Raw genomic sequence first — 21,209 nt, forward strand, 5'->3', positions numbered from 1 at the left:
TCATGCGCCTTTCCCCAAACCAGGCGCCTCAATGCCGCCGTCCCGGATAACCCTCCCGTCGGCTGCCCTCATCGCAGCAATCGTCATCCCGCTGCTGGTCTCCAGACACACGCTGCCGCTAGCCACGTTTTACGGTGAATGGGCCGCTGCGCTGTGCGGCATTGCCGCGGTTGCTGCCGTTGCATTTCAAGCAACCCGCAGGCCGGTGACGACGACCGCGACGTCATCCGCATCGCTACCGCTAATTTCACAGCTTTTCTTGTGGCTTGTCCTCGTCAGCCTGATCTTCGCGAGCCTGGGACACGCCGACTTTTCCGGCAGCCGCCTGATGACGGTCCTGACGCTGTCGCTCGGCGCCGCCGTGGCATCCGGGGCATGGTGGTACCGCCGCACGCAGTCTGGCAGCGAATCGGATACTGGTGACGCCCTTGCCATTGCGCTGCTGATCGCGGGCCTGCTGGGTACCGTGTCGCAATGGGTGCAGTTGTTCCACCTGGAACCCCGCTCCTTCGGCCTCGTCTCCACCTACTTCTACGACACCAACCGCCGCCTCTGGGGCAACCTGAACCAGCCCAACCACCAGGCCACCGTCCACGGCCTGGCGCTGGTCGCGTCGGTGTGGCTGGCGTCGCGCGGACGTTTGCGTTTCCCGATGTGGCTCGCTGCGGTGGCCTTGCTGGAAAGCGGCATCGTGCTGTCCGGCTCGCGTACCGGCGTGCTGCATGTGGGCCTTGCCGCGTGCTACGCGTTGATCGCGGCATGGCTGGCCCGAGGCGAGCGCCGCGGTCCGGATCCGATGCAGCGCCCGGTTGGACTGGTCGTCGCTGCCGTTGCCATGGTGGCGATGCTCTTGATACTGCAACCCACGATCAAGGCCGCAGGGCAGGCCTTCGACTGGCGCCTGTTCGACACCATCGCCCAGCTCGAAGCCGAAGACCAGATCTCTGCGCGGGGCGCGCTGTGGGCGCACGCCATCGCCATGTTCCGCGCCCATCCGTGGTTCGGTGTCGGCTGGGGCGAGTTCGGCTGGGCGCAATTCCAGCAACTCGATCAGGTCGGCGTGAAGGTCGAGATGTCGCTGCACGCCCACAACGCGATCCTCGATTTGCTGGCCAAGACCGGCATCGTCGGCACCGCCGGCGTCGGCGTGATTTTGCTGGCGTGGCTGTGGCGGGTGGTGCGGGTGCGCTTGTGGCAGGGCGATGCCGAAGAGCGCAGGCAGACGGTGCTGGTGCTGGCCTGGCTGGCGATGCTGTGCGCGCATTCGATGCTGGAATACCCGCTGCATTACCTGTATTTCTTCCTGCCGTTCTGCTTCATGCTGGGGTGGCTGGAGCCGTCGGGCTTTGCCCGCTGGCGTGTGCCGTTGCCGGTGGCGCGCGGGCTGATGCTCGCGTTTGTCGCGGTGGCCGCAGTGGTGCTGGGCTCCATGTGGCAGGACTATCGCCGCGCCGAAGCGCGCGAATATGCCAGCAGCGAAGGCCGTCAGGCGTTGCCGATGCCGCGCTTCTGGTTCCGCCAGCATGCGCAGGCCGATGCGGCGGGGCAGGCCGCGATCACGCCGGAGAATGCCGCGGCACTGTTGCCCGCGCATGTCGCGGCGGTGCACCTGCTGCCGACACCGGCCATGATCGCGCGCACGGCATGGCTGCTGGCGCTGACGGGCGATGCCGCGCAAGGCCGGCAGTGGATGGAGCGCCTGGGCTGGTACTACATGGGCGACGAAGCCGCGCAGTACGCGACGATCGCGCAGGCGTGCCGCGGCGTGACCGCGGACCAGCGCCCGCAGGCGTTCTGCGGCTGGGTGGTCGACCGCTCGCGGCGGCTTGCGGAACTGGGCCGGAACTGACCTAGTAGTACGGATACGGGCTGTAGTAGACAGGCGGCGGAGGCGGCGGATAGTAGTAGTACCGCGGCGCCGGCGCCGGGACTGCGGCCACGCGCCCCGGCACGGGCACGCGATTGCCGCTGGCGTACATGCACTGCACGTAGGCAGCGTCGTACTGCTGCTGCGTGCCATAGCCGGCGTATTGCGCATTGCCGGCGCCGACTGCCGCGCCCGTCAGCAGGCCGATGCCAGCGCCCACGGCAGCGCCCGAGCCACCGTTGAAAGCCGCGCCCGCCGCGGCGCCCAGCGCGGTGCCGACCGCGGCGCTCCCTAGCGCGGCATTGTTGGCCGCCTGGGCCGAAGACACCCCGCCGACGCGTCCGAAGGCGAATTGCCGGCAGTTGTAGTCGTCGGCGCGGAACTGGTCGAAGTTCTTGCCGGTGCCCGGCAGCGCCATCACGCTGGGTCCGGACGGCAGCACGGCGCAGGCGCCGAGGGCGAGGGTGGCCACGGCCAGCGTGGCGCGGATCAGGGCATGCATGGTGTCACCCCGTGTCAGGAATTGGCTGGCGGCTGTGCCGGCACGCGTTGCCAGCCGCCGGGACAGGATGCGACGTAAGGGTAGTAGCCTTCCGGCTGGCTGCAGTGGTACCACCAGCCCTGCTGCGGCATGACGCCGTCCGGGCCGGGGGCCGGCACCGGGCCGTTCGGGCCTTGCTCGATGTACTGCGGCGGTGCCGCGGGCACGGCGGGCACCGCGACCACGGCGGGCGGATAGTAGTATGGAGCGGGGTAGCCGTAGGGATAGCCACCGTAGAACGCGCCGGGCCCAAGATAGATGCCAACGCCCACGCGGGTGCGCGTCTTCACCATGCCGTCGCGCACATTGCCGCCATGCCAGCCGGCATCGTGGAGATCGGCCCGCCCGGCAAGGGCGGCGCCGCTGGCGGCCGTGGCCGCGAGTGCCAGGGCGATCTGGCAGAGCATGCGCCCGTTCATGGTATCCACCTCATCCCCGCGCGTGCCGCGGACAGGGTCAGCCGGCCGCGATCCCGGGCGGCCCGCAATCATATTGAATACCAAATTGTCGCGCGGGGATGGCGGCGACGGCGCGCGTGGAAATGCGGCGTTACCTTTATTACCAGGGAAGGAATATGGCGTAAGAAGAGGCCGCGTCCACCCTGGCGCGGCGTACTTCGAGCGTCACGTACGCCCTGTCGCGAGGGTCGCGATCAGCCCGCCGCCACCCAGTCGCCCGACTTGCCGCCATGCTTTTCCAGCAGCTTCACATTGCCGATCACCATCCCCCGGTCCACCGCCTTGCACATGTCGTAGATCGTCAGCAGCGCGACCTGCACGCCGGTCAGGGCCTCCATTTCCACGCCGGTCTGGCCGCGGGTCTCGGTGCGCACGGTGCAGGCGATGGTGGCGCTGGCCTCGTCCAGCGCGAACTCGACCGCCACCTTGGTCAGGCCGATGGGGTGGCACAGCGGGATCAGGTCGGCGGTGCGCTTGGTGGCCATGATCGCTGCCACGCGGGCGATGCCGATCACGTCCCCCTTCTTGGCGCTGCCGTCGCGCACCAGCGCGAAGGTGGCGGGCTGCATGGTGATGGTGCCGGTGGCGACCGCGACGCGATGGGTGCTGGCCTTGTCGCCGACGTCGACCATGTGGGCTTGTCCGGCGGTGTCGAAATGGGTGAGCTGGGTCATGATCGAGAGCTTGGGGCGAACTGCATGCATGGGGCCGCCGGTGCCGCCAGTGTCGCCCCGAAAGGCCCGACCGACGCGTCCGATGGGAACGGCCACGGGAGGCCGCTATCATAGCAACATGCCAAAACACCCATCGCTTCGCAGCTCTGCCGCATCTGGCCGTGGCGCCGTGGCGGATGCCGTTCCTGCCGGTTCCGCGTCACATCGCGAAGCCGGCAGCCACCGCCGCGCCGGCGGCGCCTGGGCGCCATGGCGGCGGCCGCTGGCGGCGCTGCTGGCGCTGACGTTCGCGGCACCGGCGTGGCCACAGGGTACGCCGCGCCCGGCATCGGCGCCAGCGACGCCGGTGGCAGCGCCCCGTGCGCCGGCGCCCGCCAGCTCGGCCGAGGCCGCGGACCAGGTTTACGACAACCTGAACCGCAGCGTGAAGGCGGGCCAGAAATCCGAGTTCGGCCTGCGCACCAACAACGCGGTGGTGGAGGCCGGCGGCGTGCAGCTACCTGACCTCGGCGACCCGTCGACCGCGTCGCTGTCGCCCGACATGGAAAAACGCCTGGGTGACCGCATCATGCGCGATATCCGGCGCGATCCGCTGTACGTGCCGGATCCGCTGCTGTCCGACTACCTGAACGCGCTCGGCTACCGGCTGGTGCAGGCGGCGCGGCGGCAGAACATCTCCGGCTCGACCGGCGCCGGCACCTTCGCCACCGGCTTCGACCTGTTCGCGGTGCGCGACCGCAGCATCAACGCCTTTGCGCTGCCGGGCGGCTATATCGGCGTGCATACCGGGCTGCTGGTGCAGTCCGATACCGAATCCGAGCTGGCCTCGGTGCTGGGCCATGAAATCGGCCACGTGATGCAGCGACATATCGCGCGCGGCATCACCCAGCAGGACCAGTCGATGTGGATCGCGCTGGCGTCGATGGTGCTGGCGGGGCTGGCCGCGACGCGCAGCCCGGATGCGGCGGCGGCGCTGGCGATGGGCGGGCAGGGCGCCGCCATCGCCAACCAGCTGTCGTTCTCGCGCGGCGCCGAGCGCGAGGCCGACCGTGTCGGCTTCCAGATCCTGACCGCGGCGGGCTTCGATCCGCAGGGCATGCCCGATTTCTTCATGCGGCTGCAGCGCGCCGCGGGCACCGCCGAGAACTCGGTGCCGTCCTATGTGCGCACCCACCCGCTGACCTCCGAGCGCATCGCCGACATGCAGGACCGCGTCAGCCACGCCAGCCAGCGCAAGGTGCCCAACACGCCCGAATACGAGTTCGCGCGCATGCGCGCCCGCGTGATCCAGGAAGCGTCGCCGAGCGACCTGCAGAACCTGCGCGCGGCGCTGCGCACGCAGCTGGCCGGGGCGTCGGCGCTGCGCGCGCCGGCGGTGCACTACGCGCTGGCGTTCGTCGAGCAGCGCCTGCGCCGCTATCCGGCCGCCGAACAGGAACTGGCCGAAGCCCGCCGGCTGTACGGCAACATCCCCGGCGCCAGCTCGGGCAGCCCGATGCTCGACGTGATGGCGGTGGAACTGGCGCGCGCGCAGGGCCGCGTGCCCGAGGCGCTGGCGCAGGCCAGCGCGTCGATGAAGGCCTTCCCGCTGTCGCACGCGGTGGCGGTGGTCTATGCCGAGACCCTGATCGGCTCCGGCCGCCATGACGAAGCGGTGCGCTTCCTGCGCGAGCGCACGCGCCAGGAGACCGGCCGCAGCGAATGGTGGGAGATGCTGGCGCGCGCCTACGCCGGCCAGGGCAAGCGGCTGCAGCAGCACCAGGCGCTGGCCGAAAAGTATGCGATGGACGGCGCCTACCAGGCCGCCATCGAACAGCTGCAGATCGCGCGCAAGGCCGGCGACGGCGATTTCTATACGCTGTCCGAGGTCGACGCGCGCCTGCACCAGCTGGAGCGCCAGTACCGCGAGGACAAGCAGGACAACAAGGGCATGCCGAACTGAGCTCTCAGGTTCGTGCGGCTCAGCCGGCCGGCGCCGCCGGCTGGCGCACGAAGCCGAAGCGCTTCGGCACCTCGCTCTCGGCAATCGGCTCGATCGGCAGGTCGCGGCCGTCGTGGTGGAACACGCCCAGGTCGGCGCCGCAGGCTTCGCCATGCCAGGTGCTGGCGCCGCTGAACTGCTCCAGGTCGTGGTCGTGCAGCAGCGCCGCCTGCAAGGCCGGCGCGGTGCCCGGCGCCATGCCGGCGACGGTCCCCGCCAGCACCACGTTGCCGTGCTCGTCGGCAAAGCAGGCCTGCAGCGTGAAGGCCTGTCCCGTGGTGGTCTGCAGCGCGCCCTGGTGCAGCCGCACGATCCACGGCGCATAGCCCAGCGTCACGAACACGCGCTGCGGCCCGTTCTGGAAATACCAGCAGCCGCGCTCGTCGCACTGGTAGTTGCGCTCGATAAAGCCGATCAGCGCCTCATGGCGGATGGGGTCGCCCGAGAGCCCGTGCTGCTGCGCGTATTCATTGCGCAGGCGCCACTGCCCGCGGCGGTCCAGCGTGAGCCAGCCATAGGCATTGGGCACGTTGGGCCAGCGTGCCATGGCCTGCCTGACGATGTCGTCCATCTCTGTCTCCCCGGCGGGCTGTCGGGACCGGTGCCCGCCTTACATCATGCTGTCGAAGAATTTCAGGATCCGTGCCGGCAGCCATTCGATATGGCCGCCGAAGCGGCCGTCGGCCTGCAGCGGCAGGTGTCGGCGCCAGCCCGCGGGCGGCGTCATGAAGCCGACATGGCCGCCGTGCTCGGGCTGTTCCAGCCAGACCTGCGCGCTGGCGTCGGCGGGGCCGGGCAGGTGCCGCGCCGGCAGGAAGGGATCGTTGCGCGCGTTCAGCACCAGCGTGGGCACGGCAATGTCGCGCAGCACGGGTTTGCTGGCGGCGCGGCGCCAGTAGTCGTCGGTATCGGCAAAGCCGTGCAGCGGGGCGGTGACGACGTTGTCGAAGGCGTACAGGTCGCGGCTGGCCAGCATGGCGTCGCGGTCGAACAGGCCCGGGAACTGCTCCAGCTTGGCCAGCGACTTGCGCTTGAGCGTCTGCAGGAACATGCGCGTGTAGACCAGGTTGAAGCCGGCCGACAGCGCCGCGCCGCCGGCAGCCAGGTCCAGCGGTGCGGAAATCGCCGCGGCCGCGTGCACGTAAGCGGCACCGCTGCCGTCTTCGCCCAGCATGCGCAGCAACGCATTGCCGCCGAGCGAGATCCCCACCACCAGCAGCTTGCGGCCGCCGGCGCAGTGGTGCTGGCGCATGCGCTCGAGCACCCAGCGGATCTCGGCCGAATCGCCGGAGTGGTAGAAGCGCGGCGCCAGGTTGAGTTCGCCCGAGCAGCCGCGGAAATGCGGGATCACGCCCTGCCAGCCGCGCAGCGACAGCGCATGCATCAGCGCCTGCGCGTAGTGGCTGCCGGAGTCGCCCTCGAGGCCGTGGAACATCACCACCAGCGGCGTATCCGCCTGCACCGCGTGGGTGGTCCAGTCGAGGTCGATGAAGTCCTGGTCGGGCGTGGCCCAGCGTTCGCGGCGAAAGCCGACGCGCGGCGGGCGGCGCGTGAAGCGCGCGGGGATGATGGTCTGGGCGTGGCCGCCGCGCAGCCACCAGGGCATCGGCGTGCCCTCGCCATAGCCGTGCGCGCTGTCGGGATCTGCCTGGATCGCGTAGGGCAGGCGGTGGTGCGGAAGCTGCGTCATGCCGGCTTGTATTGCAGCGGGCCGCTGCGCGGCCGCGGGTTCAGTGCAGCGCCTGGCCCGGCGTGGCGGCCACGGCGGCAACCTGCACCGCGTTGGCCGGGCTGCAATGGATGTGGGCCAGGCGCCAGCCTTCGTGGTTCTGCATCAGCACGTAGGTGGTGTGCACGTACAGGTCGGCCTCGACGCGGTCGCTGCCAAAGCGCAGCGCCTCGGTCACGTCGAAGATCGACACGGCCATCGACGCATGGCTGCTGGTTTCGATGGCGTCGACCAGCACCGGCTGTTCTTCCAGCAGCTGCGAGAAGGCCTGGCGCAGCTGCTCGTGGCCGATCAGGCGCTGCCCGTCGGGCAGCACGCAGGTGATCGAGTCTTCGTCCAGCCACAGGCGCAGCGCGCCTTCGGCGTCGCGCAGCTTCAGCGCTTCGCGGAAAGCGTCGACGATGTCTTCGGCGGAATCGAACAGGCGGGCAAAGCGAGGCATGGTGGCAATGGACGTGGCTAGGGCAGGGGCGGCAGGGACATCAGGGACGTCAGGGAGGTCAGGGCCGGTGCAGCAGCTTGCGCAGCTCGACGAACACCATTTCCGGTTCGATCTCTTTCAGGCAGCGCAGGTGGCCCAGCGGGCACTCGCGCTTGAAGCACGGACTGCACTCCAGCTGCAGCCACATGATACTCGCTGCCTGTGACAGCGGCGGCGTGTGGCGGGGATCGCTCGAGCCGTACACCGCCACCTGGGGCCGGCCCAGTGCCGCGGTCACGTGCATCAGGCCCGAATCGTTGCAGACCGCGGCTTCGGACAGCGCCAGCAGGTCGACCGCGTCGTCGAGCGAGGTCTGGCCGCACAGGTTGCGCACGAACGGCGCCTCGCTGACGATCTCGGCGGCGATCTCGGCATCCTTGGCCGAGCCCAGCGTGATCATCTGCGCGTACGGATACGAGCGCCGCAGCATCTGCGCCAGTCTGGCGAAATGCGCCGCGGGCCAGCGCTTGGCCGGGCCGAACTCGGCGCCCGGGCAGAACGCGATCACGCGCGTGTGCGGCGCCAGGCCAAAGCGCTCGGCGGTGGCGGCCACGCGCGCCGCGTCCACGCGCAGGCGCGGCTCGGACAGGTTCTCGGGCAGGCGCGCGCCGGGCTTGAGCGCCAGGCGCGCGTAGTGCTCCACCATCGGCGGGCGGTGGTCGCGCGGCGGATTGGCGTGGCGCACGTTGAGCATGCCGAAGCGCGCTTCGCCGCGGTAGCCGATGCGCAGCGGAATGCCGGCCAGCCACGGGATCAGTGCCGACTTGAGCGAGTTCGGCAGCACGTAGGCGAGGTCATAGCCTTCGTTCTTCAGCTGCTGCGCGAACATCAGCCGCGCCGACAGCTGCAGCTTGCCGTGCGCAAGGTCCGACGGGAACACGCGGCCGATTTCCGGCATGCGCGCGAGCACCGGCGCGACCCACTTGGGCGCGAGGGCGTCGATGACCAGGCGCGGATGGCGCGCCTTGAGCAGCGCGAACAGCGGCTGCGCCATCAGGGCGTCGCCGATCCAGTTGGGGGCGATGACGAGGGCTTTCTTCATGGAAGGGGCGCAAGGAGCCGGCACGGGCGCAGCGGCGCGGGCGCCGGCAACGCCAACGCTCCGGGGCGCCAGTGGGCGGCCCGGAGCGTCAGGGGGGTGCGATGGCAGGCGGCTCGGGTCAGTGGTGGCCCTTCAGCACGGTGCCCGGCTTGAGCTTGTACACGGTGCCGCAGTACGGGCACTTGGCTTCGCCGGTGTCGGCCACGTCGAGAAACACGCGCGGATGGTAGTTCCAGGCCGGGGTGTTGGCGGTCGGGCAGTGCAGCGGAATGTCTTCGGCGCCGATTTCGATGATGGTCGCGGTTTGCGTCATGGTGTTGCAGGGAATAAAACTTATTGTTCGTCAAAACAAGGAACGTGCCGTGCCCGCAGAAGCGGGCGCCGGACACTTGGGCTGCCGGCCGGTGCTCACACCAGCGTCAGCCACTTCTTGTACTTTTCGTCGGTGCCGCCGACGGCGGCAAAGAAGGCGTCCTGGATCTGCTTGGTCACCGGGCCGCGGCGCCCTTCGCCGATGATGCGGTCGTCCAGCTCGCGGATCGGCGTGACCTCGGCGGCGGTGCCGGTGAAGAAGGCTTCGTCGGCGCAGTACATCTCGTCGCGGGTGATGCGCTTCTCGCGCACTTCGATGCCCAGGTCGCGCGCGATGGTCAGGGTGGCGTCGCGGGTGATGCCGTCCAGGCACGAGGCCAGGTCCGGGGTGTAGATCACGCCGTTGCGCACGATGAAGACGTTCTCGCCCGAGCCTTCGCTGACGTAGCCGTCGGTGTCGAGCAGCAGCGCTTCGTCGTAGCCCAGGCCGGTCGCCTCCTGGTTGGCCAGGATCGAGTTGATGTAGTAGCCGCTGGCCTTGGCGCGCACCAGCGACACGTTGACGTGGTGGCGGGTGAACGAAGAGGTCTTCACGCGGATGCCGCGCTCCATGCCTTCCTCGCCCAGGTAGGCGCCCCACGGCCACGCGGCGATGGCGACGTGGATGGTGTTGCCCTTGGCCGAGACGCCCAGCTTTTCCGAGCCGATCCACACGATCGGGCGGATGTAGCAGGATTCCAGGTTGTTGGCGCGCACCACTTCGCGGGTGGCGGCTTCCAACGTGGCCTCGTCGAACGGCATCGCCATCTGGAAGATCTTGGCCGAATTGAACAGGCGGCGGGTGTGCTCCTTCAGGCGGAAGATGGCGGTGCCTTCCGGGGTCTTGTAGGCGCGCACGCCCTCGAACACGCCCATGCCGTAGTGCAGCGTATGCGTCAGCACGTGGATCTTGGCGTCGCGCCACTCGATCAGCTTGCCGTCCATCCAAATCTTGCCGTCGCGATCCGCCATCGACATGTCTGTTCTCCCTGCGCCGAGGAAATAGCAAAAACGATATTGTAAGCCCGGGGGGCATGGGTCACAACGCGGCGCGGGCGCCGCGGCGGTCTAGAATGCGCTTTTTCCCGGCATTGTCGCCGCATTGTCGCTGCATTGGCGGAGGCGTGCCGCCAGTCGACCTTCCTGCAAGCCGTGCCTTCGAGCCCACATTCCAGCCCCGATCGTCAGCCCGACGCACCACCGGACGCCCCTGGCACGCCGGAGGCAGACTGGCGGCAGGCGCTGGATGCGCTGCGCGCCCTTGCCGGCACCGACCCGGCCACCGCGCAAGGTGCGGCGGCACCGACCCGGCGCTTGCTGTGGGCCCTGACCCTGGACGCCGACGGCGCGCCCGGCACGATCGAGCCGCTCGAGCAGGTGCGCGGCCCCAAGGGCTGGGGCAAGCCCCGCCCGGTGCCGCTGGCGCGCATCGCCGAGGACGAGCGGCTCGAGCCATGGGATGCGCGCGTGGCGCGCGCCATCCGCCGCGATGCCTCGCATCACCGCCGCTACGTGCTCGACCGCGCCATGGCGCTGATGGCGCTGGCCGGGCACCCGGGCGTGGTGCTGACCCATGCGCCCACGCAGACATTGGACGTGGTCGAGGACGCGCCCGCGCTGGAGGCCGTGCGCAGTGCCGGCCGCTACGTGCTGCGGCTGTTCCCGCCGGTGCGCGAGGCGCCGGCGCTGGAGGGACTGTTGCCCGCCGCCGCGCGGCAGGAGGCCGAGGCGCTGCGCCAGTTCACGCTGCTGCGCGACGGCCCGCACCGGCTGCGGCTGGTCCGCTATACCCCGGCGCAGTTCGAGGCAGCGCGGCTGATCGGCAACGGCCTGGCCGTTCCCGAGGAGGGCCACGCCCGGCTCGACCAGACCCTGCGCGCGCTGGCCGGCCAGTTCCAGATCCAGGCCGATGCCGCGGCCGGCTCGCGTGCGGTCGAGGCCGAGGCCCGGCTGCGCGCCGAAGTGGCGCCGGTGGGGCGCGGCATCTCGCTGCGGCTGGTGGTGACGCCGCTGGGCCCGCTCGGGCCGCGGCTGGCGCCCGGTGCCGGGCGCGAACGGCTGATGGCGACGGTGCGCGGCGAAACCCTGTCCACGCAGCGCGACCTCGACGCGGAGCTCGCCAGCGTGGCCGAAGTCTTCGCCGCGCTGCCGCAGCTGGTGGCGCTGTCGCCGCCGGGCGGCGAGTACACCTGGACGCTGGACGATCCCGAGGATGCGCTCGCGGTGGTCGAGGCGCTGCCGGCGCTGCCCGCGGTGCAGGCGGTCGAATGGCCGCGCGGCAAGGAATTGCGCGTGCTGCCCGCCGACCTGCCGCAGCTGGGGGTGCAGATCGAAAGCCGGGGCGCCTGGTACAAGCTGGCGGGCGAGCTGCGCGTGGCCGAGGGGCTGGTGCTGGAACTGGGCAAGCTGATCGACTGGACCGGCAGCCATGCCGGGCGCTTCGTGCCGATGGGGCAGGGCGTCTACGTGGCGCTGACGCAGGTGCTGCGCGGCCGGCTGCGCGATCTTGCCGGCGTGGGCGAACGGGTGCCTGACGGCATCCGCGTGCCGCAGATGGCCACGCCGTGGCTGGACGACGTGCTGGCCGGCGCCGGCGTCGATCCCGACGCGCACTTCCGCACGCGTATCGCCCGGCTGCGCGCCGCGCGGGAGAGCGAAATCGCGCTGCCGGCCACGCTGGCGGCCGAGCTGCGCCCCTACCAGGAAGCCGGCTACCGCTGGGCCATGACGCTGGCCGCTTCCGGCCTGGGCGCCTGCCTGGCCGACGACATGGGCCTGGGCAAGACCCTGCAGGCGCTGGCGCTGCTGGTGGCGCGCGCCGGCGGCGGCGCGGCGCTGGTGATCGCGCCGACCTCGGTGTGCGGCAACTGGGCCGCCGAGGCGCGGCGCTTCGCACCCACGCTCAACGTCCACGTCTATGCCGAGGGCGATCGCGACGCGCTGCTGGCGCAGGCCGGGCCGCATGACCTGGTGATCGTCTCGTACACGCTGCTGCAGCAGGCCAGCCGCGACTTCTGCGCGCGCGCCTGGCATACCGTGGTGGCCGACGAGGCCCAGGCCTTCAAGAACGCAGTCACGCGGCGGGCGCAGGCGATGTTCGCGCTGCCGTCGGACTTCCGCATGGCGCTGACCGGCACCCCGGTAGAAAACCGGCTGGCGGAGCTGTGGTCGGTGATGCGGTTCTGCAATCCGGGCCTGCTGGGTTCGCTGGCGCGCTTCAACGAGCATTTCGCCAACCCGATCGAACGCGCCGGCAGCCGCGAGGCGCGCCTGCGGCTGCGCCGCATGATCGCGCCGTTCGTGCTGCGCCGGACCAAGGCGCAGGTGCTGGACGAACTGCCGCCGCGTACCGAGCTGGTGATCCGGGTCGAGCCCGAGCCGGTCGAAGCCGCACACTACGAGGCGCTGCGCCGCCAGGCGCAGACCGAGGCCGAGGCCGCGCTGGCGCGCGTCGAAGCCGCGCGCAAGGCCACCCGCGATGCGCCCGCCGGCGCCAGGGCGCGCGCGCTGGCGCAGGCCCAGCACCAGGCGCAGGCGCGCCTGCACGTGCTGGCGCAGCTGATGCGGCTGCGCCGCGCCGCCTGCGATCCGCGCCTGGTCACGCCTGAAGTGAGTGGGCAACTGAGCGAAGGCGCCAAGGTGCGGGCCTTCGTCGAGCTGGCCAGCGGGCTGGCCGCCAGCGGCCACAAGACCCTGGTGTTCAGCCAGTTCGTCGATTTCCTGCAGCTGCTGCGCCAGGGGCTGGAGCGCGCCGGGCTGGCGCTGCAATACCTGGACGGCGCCACGCCCGCGGCCGAGCGCACGCGCCGCGTGGCGGCGTTCCAGGCGGGCGCGGGCGATGTCTTCCTGATCAGCCTGAAGGCCGGCGGCTACGGCCTGAACCTGACCGCGGCCGACTACGTGATCATCGCCGACCCGTGGTGGAACCCCGCCGCCGAAGACCAGGCCATGGGCCGCGCGCACCGCATCGGCCAGCAGCGCCCGGTTACGGTGTACCGGCTGATCAATGCGGGCACCATCGAGGAGCGCATCGTCGAGCTGCACCGCGACAAGCGCGCGCTCGCCGACGGCCTGCTGGAGGCCGACGACGACCACGCCGCGGGTATCGGCGCGCCGCTGCCGGATGTCGACGAACTGGTGGGGCTGCTGCGGCGCTGAAGCGCAGGCCGCGCCGAGGCGTGCCCAAACGGTGCATCGCCATATGCCCGCTCGGCATACCTTCAGGCAAACTCAGTCGTTTGGTTTTGGCAGGAACCTTGCTATCTTGTTGCGCTGGCCCGGGGCTCAGATCCCGGCCATCGTGCAGGTCCGCCGCGAAGTCCGCCGCGCCGGGCCGCTTCCTGTGACATTCACCGACGGTGCCCCCATGCCCAACTCGTCCCGCCTGCTTCCGCGCTTGTCCTTCCGTTCCGCCGCCAGCGTGGCCGCGCTGTGCGCCGCCGCCATCGGCACGGCCAGCCTGCCCGCCCACGCGCAGGGCGAATGGCCGACGCAGCCGGTGACGATCCTGATGGGCTTCACCGCCGGCTCGGGCGTCGACATCGTCGGCCGCACGCTGCAGGAATCGCTGCAGAAGTCGCTGAAGACCACCATCGTCTATGACTACCGGCCGGGCGCCGGCGGCAACGTCGCCTCCGAGGTGGTGGCGCACGCCAAGCCGGACGGCTACACGCTGCTGCTCGGCACCGCTGCCACGCACGGCATCAACCCGGCGCTGTACAAGACCCTGCCGTTCGATGCCGACGCCGATTTCACCCCGATCGCGCCGCTGGTCGAGGTCTCCAACGTGCTGACCGTCAACCCGGCGGTGCTCGACGTCAAGTCGGTCAGGGAATTCATCGAGAAGGTCAAGGCCAATCCGGGCAAGTACAACTTTGCCTCCACCGGCAACGGCACCGGCACGCACCTGGCGTTTGCCGAGTTCAACGCGCGCGCCGGTCTGGACATGGTGCACGTGCCCTACAAGGGCGGCCCCGATGCGCTGCAGGCGGTGGTGAAGGGCGAGGTCTGCTGCATCTTCAACCAGGTGCAGAGCGTGCTGCCGCAGTTCCGCGCCGGCAAGGTGCGCCTGCTGGGCGTGACCACCAAGCAGCGCGTGCAGGTGATTCCCGATGTGCCGACCATTGCCGAAAGCGGCCTGCCCGGCTTCAACAGCACCATCTGGTTCGGCCTGTTCGGGCCCAGGGGGCTGGACCCGAAGATCGCGCGCAAGGTCAATGACGCGGTCAGGGTGGCGCTGGAAACGCCGGCGATCCGCCAGAAGCTGATCGATGCCGGCAACACGCCGCGGGTCGAGACCGTGGACCAGTTCAAGGCCACGGTGAAGGCCGACCGCCAGAAGTGGGCGGGCGTGGTCAAGACCGTGGGCGCTTCGATCGACTGATGCGTGCCCCCAAGGCTGGCTGCGGGCGCGGCTAGGCCCGTACCCCCAGCCGCGTCAGCAGGTGCGCCAGCTGCGCCTGGGTGCCGGTGCCGGTCTTGGTGAAGATCGCCTTGAGCTGGGTGCGCCCGGTCTCGCGCCGGATGCCGATCAGTTCGCACGCCTCGGGCAGGCCGATGCCCGAAGACAATTGCAGCGCCAGCCGGATCTCCGCCGGCGTCAGGCCGTAGAGGTCGCGCAACACGGTCGGCAGCGTCATCGGTGCGGCGCCCGGTTCGTGAATGGCCACCAGCACGCTGGGGCGCTGCCAGTCCAGCGCCAGGTGATGCGCCGGCGGCAGCGGCAGCAGGATCACCTGCGCCTGCCGGCCGGCGCTGTCGACCGCGCGCAGCGCCTGCGCCGGCTGCGCGCTGGCCGGGTTGCCCACCGCGCGCAGCGCGTCGGCGAACGGACGCGACAGGGTCCAGCCGCCATCGTCGCGCGTGGCAGCCAGCGGCGCCGCGACGCTGGTTTCGATCGACACCGCCGGCAGCAGCCGGCGCACCCAGGTTTCGCCGATGCTGTTGGCCATCAGCGCCTTGCCGTCGTCGCGGAACACGATCACGCCGAACGGCAGCCGCTCCATCAGTTGCGACGACGCATGCGCCAGCGCCGATACCTGGTGGGTGCGCTCGCGCAGCGCCATGGCCTGGCGCACGTGCGGGATGGCCCAGTCGAGCGCGCGCGCGTCCTCGGGCGAGTAATGCTCGTGGCCATGCGGGCGCTGCAGCGACAGGAACACGTCGTAGTGCGGCTGGCGCTCGATCAGGCAGGCCATCACCGACGACTGCTCGATCGGCCGCAGGAACTCGCCGTAGAAGGGCGACTGCCGCATGACCTGCGGGCCCAGTTCGCGCGAATCGATATACCAGCTGCCCACCGCCATGCGCCGTGCGAACGGCAGCGCCGGGTCGATCGCGGCGAACTGGTCGCGGTAGGCGGCCACCGCCTCGGGCATCGGGTTGACCTCCTGGTGTACCAGCACGCGCTCATGCACGGTGTCGAGCACGAGCAGGTGGGCGTGGCTGCTGCCGCTGGCCTGGCACAGCGCGCTCAGGCTGCGCTGCCAGGCATCGGCGTCGAAAATCCCCTCGTACAGCGCGCGAATGGTGTCGTGCATCTGTGTATCGCTCATGGCTTCCCTTCTTTTTTACTTCTTGTACTTTTAGCACTTTACCCGCGTGGCAGAGCGCGTGCCGCCGGCACGGCGCCGGCGTGTGGCACGGCTTGCGGGTTCAGCCCTGTCGTTCGGCCCTGTCGTTCAGCCCTGTTCCAGCGCCGCGCCCAGGCGCGAGAGCAGGTGCGTGAGCTGGGCCTGGCTGTTGCAGCCGGTCTTGTGGAAGACCGCCTTGAGCTGCGTGCGCGCGGTTTCGTGGCGGATGCCGAGCTGCTGGCTGGCTTCGGGCAGGCCCTGGCCGTGCGCCAGCTGCACGCTCAGCCGGGTCTCGGCCGGCGTCAGCCCGTAGAGGTCGCGCAGCACGGGGCCGAGCAGCAGCGGCGCGCGGTCCTGCTCGTGCACGATCACCAGCGCGGCCGGTTCCTGCCACTGCGCGGCAAAGGCGTGCGACGGCGGCAGCGGCAGCACGATCACCTGCGCGCAGGCGTCGCCGCTGGTGGCGCGCGCCGCCTGCGCGGCCACGGCCTGGCGCGGGTCGCACGCGGCCTGGACCATGTCGGCGAACGGGCGCGACAGGCTCCACTCCGACACCTTGCCGGCCGGGTCCAGCCGCCGCGCCCAGCGTTCGCCGGCGCGGTTGCACAACAGCACGTGGCGCTGCGGCGAAAACACCAGCAGGGCGAAATTGAGCCGCTCCACCAGCTGCGTCGACAGCCGCGCCAGCACCGTCAGCCCGAGGGTGCGGTCGCGCATCGCCATGGCGCTGCGCATATGCGGGATGATCCAGTCCAGGCCGCCGGTGTCGATGCTCGAGAACAGCGGCTGCCGGCGCGCGCGCTGCATCGAGAAATAGACTTCGTAATGGGGCTGGCGCTCGACCAGGCAGGCCACGTAGGAGCGCAGGCCATAGCGGTGGAAGAAGTCGCGGTAGAACGGATGGCGCGCCATGGTGCCTTCGCCCAGCTCGCGCGCATCGATATACCAGTCGCCCGGCTGCATGCGCGGCGCGAACTGCTTGGCCGGGTCGATCGCCTGGTAATCCGATTCGTATTCGGTGAACAGCTCGACCACCGGGTTGACGATCTCGTTGACGCTGATCTGGTCGCGTACCGTGTCCCAGACCATCATCGAGGCATGCGCCGCCCCCGCCAGTCCGGTCAGGGTGCGCAGGCTGTCCTGCCAGGCCCCGGGATCCAGAATGCCCTCGTACAAGCCGCGGATGGCTCCGTGCATGTCGGCTTCATTCATCTGACTTACCCCTTGCATTCGCGACAAAGTAATGCGCGGCGCCGGTGGTGCGTCCGCTCGCACCCCGGCATGCTTTGTTGTTCTGGCTGCTTGCAGTGGGCCGTATGGTTAGCCTCTTGTCGGCCGCCGCTTGTCTTGGCCGTTTGTAGACCGGCTCTGGCGTGATTGTGTGTCTGATGTAGCAGACGTTGCGTACATTACCGCACTTGGGGGTCTCGCGGAAAACGCGAGCGCCCCTTCTTTGGTGGGGAGTCGGGTCAGGCGCAGCACCCATTGGCGCTGGCTGGCGGACCGTTTGTGCCTTGCGGGGCGCATCATGGTGCGCCACGGTCCGGATTCGGCAAAGCCCCCATCGCGTTCAGGTAAAATGCCGGTTTCCCCGAGTCCGCAGCGAAATCTCGCGCCATCCACCGTCATGACCTCTGTCCTGCGTCTTTCCGATCTGATCTCCCAAGGCAAACTTTCCGGCAAGCGTGTGTTCATCCGTGCCGACCTGAACGTGCCGCAGGATGACGCCGGCAATATCACCGAAGACACCCGCATCCGCGCCTCCGTGCCCGCCATCGAGGCCTGCCTGGGCGCCGGCGCCGCGGTGATGGTCACGTCCCACCTGGGCCGCCCGACCGAGGGCGAGTTCAAGCCCGAAGACTCGCTGGCGCCGATCGCCGCGCGCCTGTCCGAACTGCTTGGCAAGCCGGTCAAGCTGGTGCAGAACTGGGTCGACGGCGTCGAGGTGGCGCCCGGCCAGGTGGTGCTGCTGGAAAACTGCCGCGTCAACAAGGGCGAGAAGAAGAACAGCGACGAGCTGGCGCAGAAGATGGCCAAACTCTGCGACATCTACGTCAACGATGCCTTCGGCACCGCGCACCGCGCCGAGGCCACCACCCACGGCATCGCCAAATACGCCCCGATCGCCTGCGCCGGCCCGCTGCTGGCCGCCGAGATCGACGCGCTGGGCAAGGCGCTGGGCCAGCCGGCGCGCCCGCTGGTGGCGATCGTCGCCGGCTCCAAGGTCTCGACCAAGCTGACCATCCTGAAGTCGCTGGCCGACAAGGTCGACAACCTGGTGGTTGGCGGCGGCATCGCCAACACCTTCATGCTGGCCGCCGGACTGAAGATCGGCAAGTCGCTGGCCGAAGCCGACCTGGTCGGCGACGCCAAGGCCATCATCGATATCATGGCCAAACGCGGCGCCTCGGTGCCGATTCCCGTCGACGTGGTCTGCGCCAAGGAATTCAGCGCGACCGCCGCGGCTACCGTCAAGGACGTCAAGGACGTCGCCGACGACGACATGATCCTCGACATCGGTCCGAAGACCGCGGCGATGCTGGCCGATCAACTGAAGGCCGCCGGCACCATCGTCTGGAACGGCCCGGTGGGCGTGTTCGAGTTCGACCAGTTCGGCAACGGCACCCGGGTGCTGGCCGAGGCCATCGCCGAATCGAAGGGGTTCTCGATCGCCGGCGGCGGCGACACGCTCGCCGCCATCGCCAAGTACGGCATTGCCGACCGCGTGGGCTATATCTCGACCGGCGGCGGCGCGTTCCTGGAATTCCTGGAAGGCAAGAAGCTGCCCGCCTTCGAAGTGCTGGAGCAGCGCGCCGCAGGCTGACGCATCCGCCCCGCGCCTGGCAGGGCCGTCGGCCCGCCGGGCGCGCAACACCGGCCGCCGGGCCATCGAGCGCTGAAACCAGGAAACCCCCCGCATGACCCGTTCCACCAAGATCGTCGCCACCATCGGCCCCGCCTCCAGCACGCTGGAAATCCTGACGCGCATGATCGCGGCGGGGGTCGACGTGGTGCGGCTGAACTTTTCGCACGGCACCGCCCAGGACCACCTCGACCGCGCCCGGCTGGTGCGCGAGGCGGCGCAGGCGTGCGGGCGCGAGGTCGCCATCATGGCCGACCTGCAGGGCCCCAAGATCCGCGTGGGCAAGTTCGAGCACGGCAAGGTGCTGCTCAAGGCGGGCGCGCCCTTTATCCTCGATTCCAACTGCAAGCTCGGCAACGAAGAGCGCGCCGGCCTGGACTACCAGGACCTGCCGCGCGACGTCGGCCCGGGCGACCTGCTGCTGCTCAACGACGGCCTGATCGTGCTGGTGGTCGACCGCGTGCTGGGCAACGAGATTTTCACCACCGTGCGCGTGGGCGGCGAGCTGTCCAACAACAAGGGCATCAACCGCCAGGGCGGCGGGCTGTCGGCGCCGGCGCTGACCGCCAAGGACATGGACGACATCAAGACCGCCATGGCCCTGGGCGCGGACTACCTTGCGGTGAGCTTCCCCAAGAACGCCACCGACATGGAAATGGCGCGCCAGCTGGCCGCCGTGGCCGGCCAGCCGCACGGCCACCGGGCCCGCATGATCGCCAAGATCGAGCGCGCCGAGGCCATCCATCCGGGCGTGCTGGAGGAAATCCTGCAGGCCTCCGACGGCATCATGGTGGCGCGCGGCGACCTCGCCGTGGAAGTCGGCAATGCCGCCGTGCCGGCGCTGCAGAAGCGCATGATCAGGCTGGCGCGCGAGGCCAACAAGCTCACCATCACCGCGACGCAGATGATGGAAAGCATGATCGTCAACCCGGTGCCGACCCGCGCCGAGGTCTCGGACGTGGCCAACGCCGTGCTCGACGGCACCGACGCCGTGATGCTGTCGGCCGAGACCGCCGCCGGCCGCTATCCGGTCGAGACCGTCGAGGCCATGGCCGCGGTCTGCATCGAGGCCGAGAAGTCCGAGGTGGTGCAGCTCGACACCGATTTCCTGAACCAGACCTTCTCGCGCATCGACCAGTCGGTGGCGATGGGGGCGCTGTTCACCGCCTATCATTTGCAGGTGAAGGCGATCGCGGCGCTGACCGATTCCGGCGCGACCGCGCTGTGGATGAGCCGGCACCGCATCCATGTACCGATTTACGCGATGACGCCCAACCTGGCGTCGCAGCGCAAGATGCAGCTGTACCGCAACGTGGTGCCGCTGCCGCTGCAGTCGAGCACCGACCGCGATACCGCGCTGGAGCAGGCCGAGGAGCTGCTGCTGGCGCAGGGCGTGGTGCAGCGGGGCGATTTCATCGTGCTGACCATCGGCGAGCCGATGGGGCAGCCGGGCGGTACCAACACCCTGAAGATCGTCAGGGTGGGACATTGAGCGCCGACAGAAGAATACCGAGACACCCCATTTTCATTTAGGAGTTAGACATGCCACTCGTTTCGATGCGCCAGCTGCTGGACCACGCAGCCGAGAACAGCTACGGCCTGCCGGCCTTCAACGTGAACAACCTCGAGCAAGTGCAGGCCATCATGCAGGCGGCCGACGAGGTCAACGCTCCGGTGATCATGCAAGCCTCGGCCGGCGCCCGCAAATACGCCGGCGAGCACTTCCTGCGCCACCTGATCGAAGCCGCGGTCGAAGCCTATCCGCATATCCCGGTGGTGATGCACCAGGACCACGGCCAGTCGCCGGCGATCTGCCAGGCCGCGATCGACCTGGGCTTCTCGTCGGTGATGATGGACGGCTCGCTGCGCGAAGACGGCAAGACCCCGGCCGACTACGAATACAACGTCGACGTGACGCGCAAGGTGGTGCAGCTGTCGCACGCCATCGGCGTGACCGTCGAGGGCGAGCTGGGCTGCCTGGGTTCGCTCGAAACCGGTGAAGCCGGCGAGGAAGACGGCATCGGCGCCGAAGGCAAGCTGGACCACTCGATGCTGCTGACCGACCCCGAGCAGGCCGCCGACTTCGTCAAGGCCACCCAGCTCGACGCGCTGGCCATTGCCATCGGCACCTCGCACGGCGCCTACAAGTTCACCCGCAAGCCCACCGGCGATATCTTGGCGATCAACCGCATCAAGGAAATCCACGCGCGCATCCCCAACACCCACCTGGTGATGCACGGCTCGTCGTCGGTGCCGCAGGAACTGCTGGAAGAGATCCGCAAGTTCGGCGGCGACATGAAGGAAACCTACGGCGTGCCGGTCGAGGAAATCCAGGAAGCGATCAAGTACGGCGTGCGCAAGATCAATATCGACACCGACATCCGCCTGGCCATGACCGGCGCGATCCGCCGCTTCTTCGTCGAGAACCCGAGCAAGTTCGACCCGCGCGAATACCTGAAGCCGGCCCGCGAAGCCGCCAAGCAGGTGTGCAAGGCGCGCTACCTGGCGTTCGGCTGCGAAGGCCAGGCCGGCAAGATCAAGCCGGTGGCGCTGAGCGAGATCGCGCAGCAGTACAAGTCGGGCAAGCTGGCGCAGGTCGTGCAGTAAGTCTCAACCGTCGTTCCCGCGCAGGCGGGAACCCAGCGTCTTT

18 protein-coding genes are annotated in these 21,209 nt (G+C 69.6%); 7 read left to right on the plus strand and 11 right to left on the minus strand.

The genetic code is table 11. The features are described 5' to 3' along the window. Positions 1-31: 31 nt before the first annotated feature. Positions 32-1,849, plus strand: coding sequence for a PglL family O-oligosaccharyltransferase (locus A2G96_RS03915; protein ID WP_062796944.1), 1,818 nt, complete (start codon positions 32-34; stop codon positions 1,847-1,849). A 1-nt stretch (position 1,850) separates the two neighbouring features. Here the strand turns inward: A2G96_RS03915 and A2G96_RS03920 are convergent, their stop codons facing one another. The 3 genes from A2G96_RS03920 to moaC form a co-directional block, all read right to left on the minus strand. Continuing rightward, entirely contained in the window at positions 1,851-2,369 is a 519-nt protein-coding gene (locus A2G96_RS03920; protein ID WP_062796946.1) for a glycine zipper family protein, read from the minus strand. Between the two features lie 14 nt (positions 2,370-2,383). Beyond that, entirely contained in the window at positions 2,384-2,827 is a 444-nt protein-coding gene (locus A2G96_RS03925) for a hypothetical protein (RefSeq protein WP_062796948.1), read from the minus strand. Between the two features lie 233 nt (positions 2,828-3,060). Continuing rightward, positions 3,061-3,540: a cyclic pyranopterin monophosphate synthase MoaC gene (gene moaC, locus A2G96_RS03930; protein WP_062796950.1), complete on the minus strand. Its 480-nt coding sequence runs from the start codon at positions 3,538-3,540 to the stop codon at positions 3,061-3,063. Between the two features lie 118 nt (positions 3,541-3,658). Here moaC and A2G96_RS03935 point away from each other — a divergent pair, with 118 nt between their 5' ends. Further along, positions 3,659-5,482, plus strand: a complete 1,824-nt coding sequence (locus A2G96_RS03935) for a beta-barrel assembly-enhancing protease (protein ID WP_062796952.1) — start codon at positions 3,659-3,661, stop codon at positions 5,480-5,482. Positions 5,483-5,501: 19 nt separating this feature from the next. On the opposite strand, the gene A2G96_RS03940 is transcribed toward A2G96_RS03935, so the two are convergent. The 6 genes from A2G96_RS03940 to A2G96_RS03965 all read right to left on the minus strand — a co-directional run bounded on the left by A2G96_RS03940 (position 5,502) and on the right by A2G96_RS03965 (position 10,102). Beyond that, on the minus strand, positions 5,502-6,092 hold the full coding sequence (locus tag A2G96_RS03940; protein WP_062796954.1) for a DUF2946 family protein: 591 nt from the start codon (positions 6,090-6,092) through the stop codon (positions 5,502-5,504). A gap of 39 nt (positions 6,093-6,131) precedes the next feature. Further along, positions 6,132-7,211, minus strand: a complete 1,080-nt coding sequence (locus tag A2G96_RS03945; protein WP_062796956.1) for a YheT family hydrolase — start codon at positions 7,209-7,211, stop codon at positions 6,132-6,134. Between the two features lie 40 nt (positions 7,212-7,251). Further along, positions 7,252-7,692 (minus strand): YybH family protein, encoded by a 441-nt coding sequence (locus A2G96_RS03950; RefSeq protein ID WP_012351840.1) that lies wholly within the window; start codon positions 7,690-7,692, stop codon positions 7,252-7,254. Between the two features lie 58 nt (positions 7,693-7,750). Beyond that, entirely contained in the window at positions 7,751-8,773 is a 1,023-nt protein-coding gene (gene waaF / locus A2G96_RS03955; RefSeq protein ID WP_062796958.1) for a lipopolysaccharide heptosyltransferase II, read from the minus strand. A gap of 118 nt (positions 8,774-8,891) precedes the next feature. Continuing rightward, the gene (locus tag A2G96_RS03960) at positions 8,892-9,086 is read right to left on the minus strand and encodes a zinc-finger domain-containing protein (protein WP_010812205.1); all 195 of its coding nucleotides are present in this window, start codon (positions 9,084-9,086) and stop codon (positions 8,892-8,894) included. A gap of 95 nt (positions 9,087-9,181) precedes the next feature. After that, positions 9,182-10,102 (minus strand): branched-chain amino acid transaminase, encoded by a 921-nt coding sequence (locus A2G96_RS03965; protein WP_062796961.1) that lies wholly within the window; start codon positions 10,100-10,102, stop codon positions 9,182-9,184. 174 nt (positions 10,103-10,276) lie between these two features. Between A2G96_RS03965 and A2G96_RS03970 the strand changes: the two genes are divergently transcribed. Then, positions 10,277-13,282, plus strand: coding sequence for a DEAD/DEAH box helicase (locus A2G96_RS03970; protein ID WP_062802044.1), 3,006 nt, complete (start codon positions 10,277-10,279; stop codon positions 13,280-13,282). A 208-nt stretch (positions 13,283-13,490) separates the two neighbouring features. Then, the gene (locus A2G96_RS03975) at positions 13,491-14,507 is read left to right on the plus strand and encodes a Bug family tripartite tricarboxylate transporter substrate binding protein (RefSeq protein WP_062802045.1); all 1,017 of its coding nucleotides are present in this window, start codon (positions 13,491-13,493) and stop codon (positions 14,505-14,507) included. A 31-nt stretch (positions 14,508-14,538) separates the two neighbouring features. Here A2G96_RS03975 and A2G96_RS03980 read toward each other — a convergent pair whose 3' ends face one another. Continuing rightward, on the minus strand, positions 14,539-15,678 hold the full coding sequence (locus A2G96_RS03980) for a helix-turn-helix transcriptional regulator (protein ID WP_062796963.1): 1,140 nt from the start codon (positions 15,676-15,678) through the stop codon (positions 14,539-14,541). Positions 15,679-15,804: 126 nt separating this feature from the next. Beyond that, positions 15,805-16,908: a helix-turn-helix transcriptional regulator gene (locus tag A2G96_RS03985; protein WP_062796965.1), complete on the minus strand. Its 1,104-nt coding sequence runs from the start codon at positions 16,906-16,908 to the stop codon at positions 15,805-15,807. A 415-nt stretch (positions 16,909-17,323) separates the two neighbouring features. On the opposite strand from A2G96_RS03985, the gene A2G96_RS03990 reads away from it, so the two are divergent. The 3 genes from A2G96_RS03990 to fba all read left to right on the plus strand — a co-directional run bounded on the left by A2G96_RS03990 (position 17,324) and on the right by fba (position 21,166). Then, positions 17,324-18,520 (plus strand): phosphoglycerate kinase, encoded by a 1,197-nt coding sequence (locus A2G96_RS03990; RefSeq protein WP_062796967.1) that lies wholly within the window; start codon positions 17,324-17,326, stop codon positions 18,518-18,520. A 94-nt stretch (positions 18,521-18,614) separates the two neighbouring features. After that, complete coding sequence (pyk, locus tag A2G96_RS03995; RefSeq protein WP_062796969.1) at positions 18,615-20,051, plus strand: pyruvate kinase; 1,437 nt, start codon at positions 18,615-18,617, stop codon at positions 20,049-20,051. A gap of 50 nt (positions 20,052-20,101) precedes the next feature. After that, positions 20,102-21,166, plus strand: a complete 1,065-nt coding sequence (gene fba, locus A2G96_RS04000; RefSeq protein WP_018008879.1) for a class II fructose-bisphosphate aldolase — start codon at positions 20,102-20,104, stop codon at positions 21,164-21,166. Positions 21,167-21,209 lie beyond the last annotated feature (43 nt).

The sequence above is a fragment of the Cupriavidus nantongensis genome, from assembly GCF_001598055.1.
GTDB lineage: Bacteria > Pseudomonadota > Gammaproteobacteria > Burkholderiales > Burkholderiaceae > Cupriavidus > Cupriavidus nantongensis.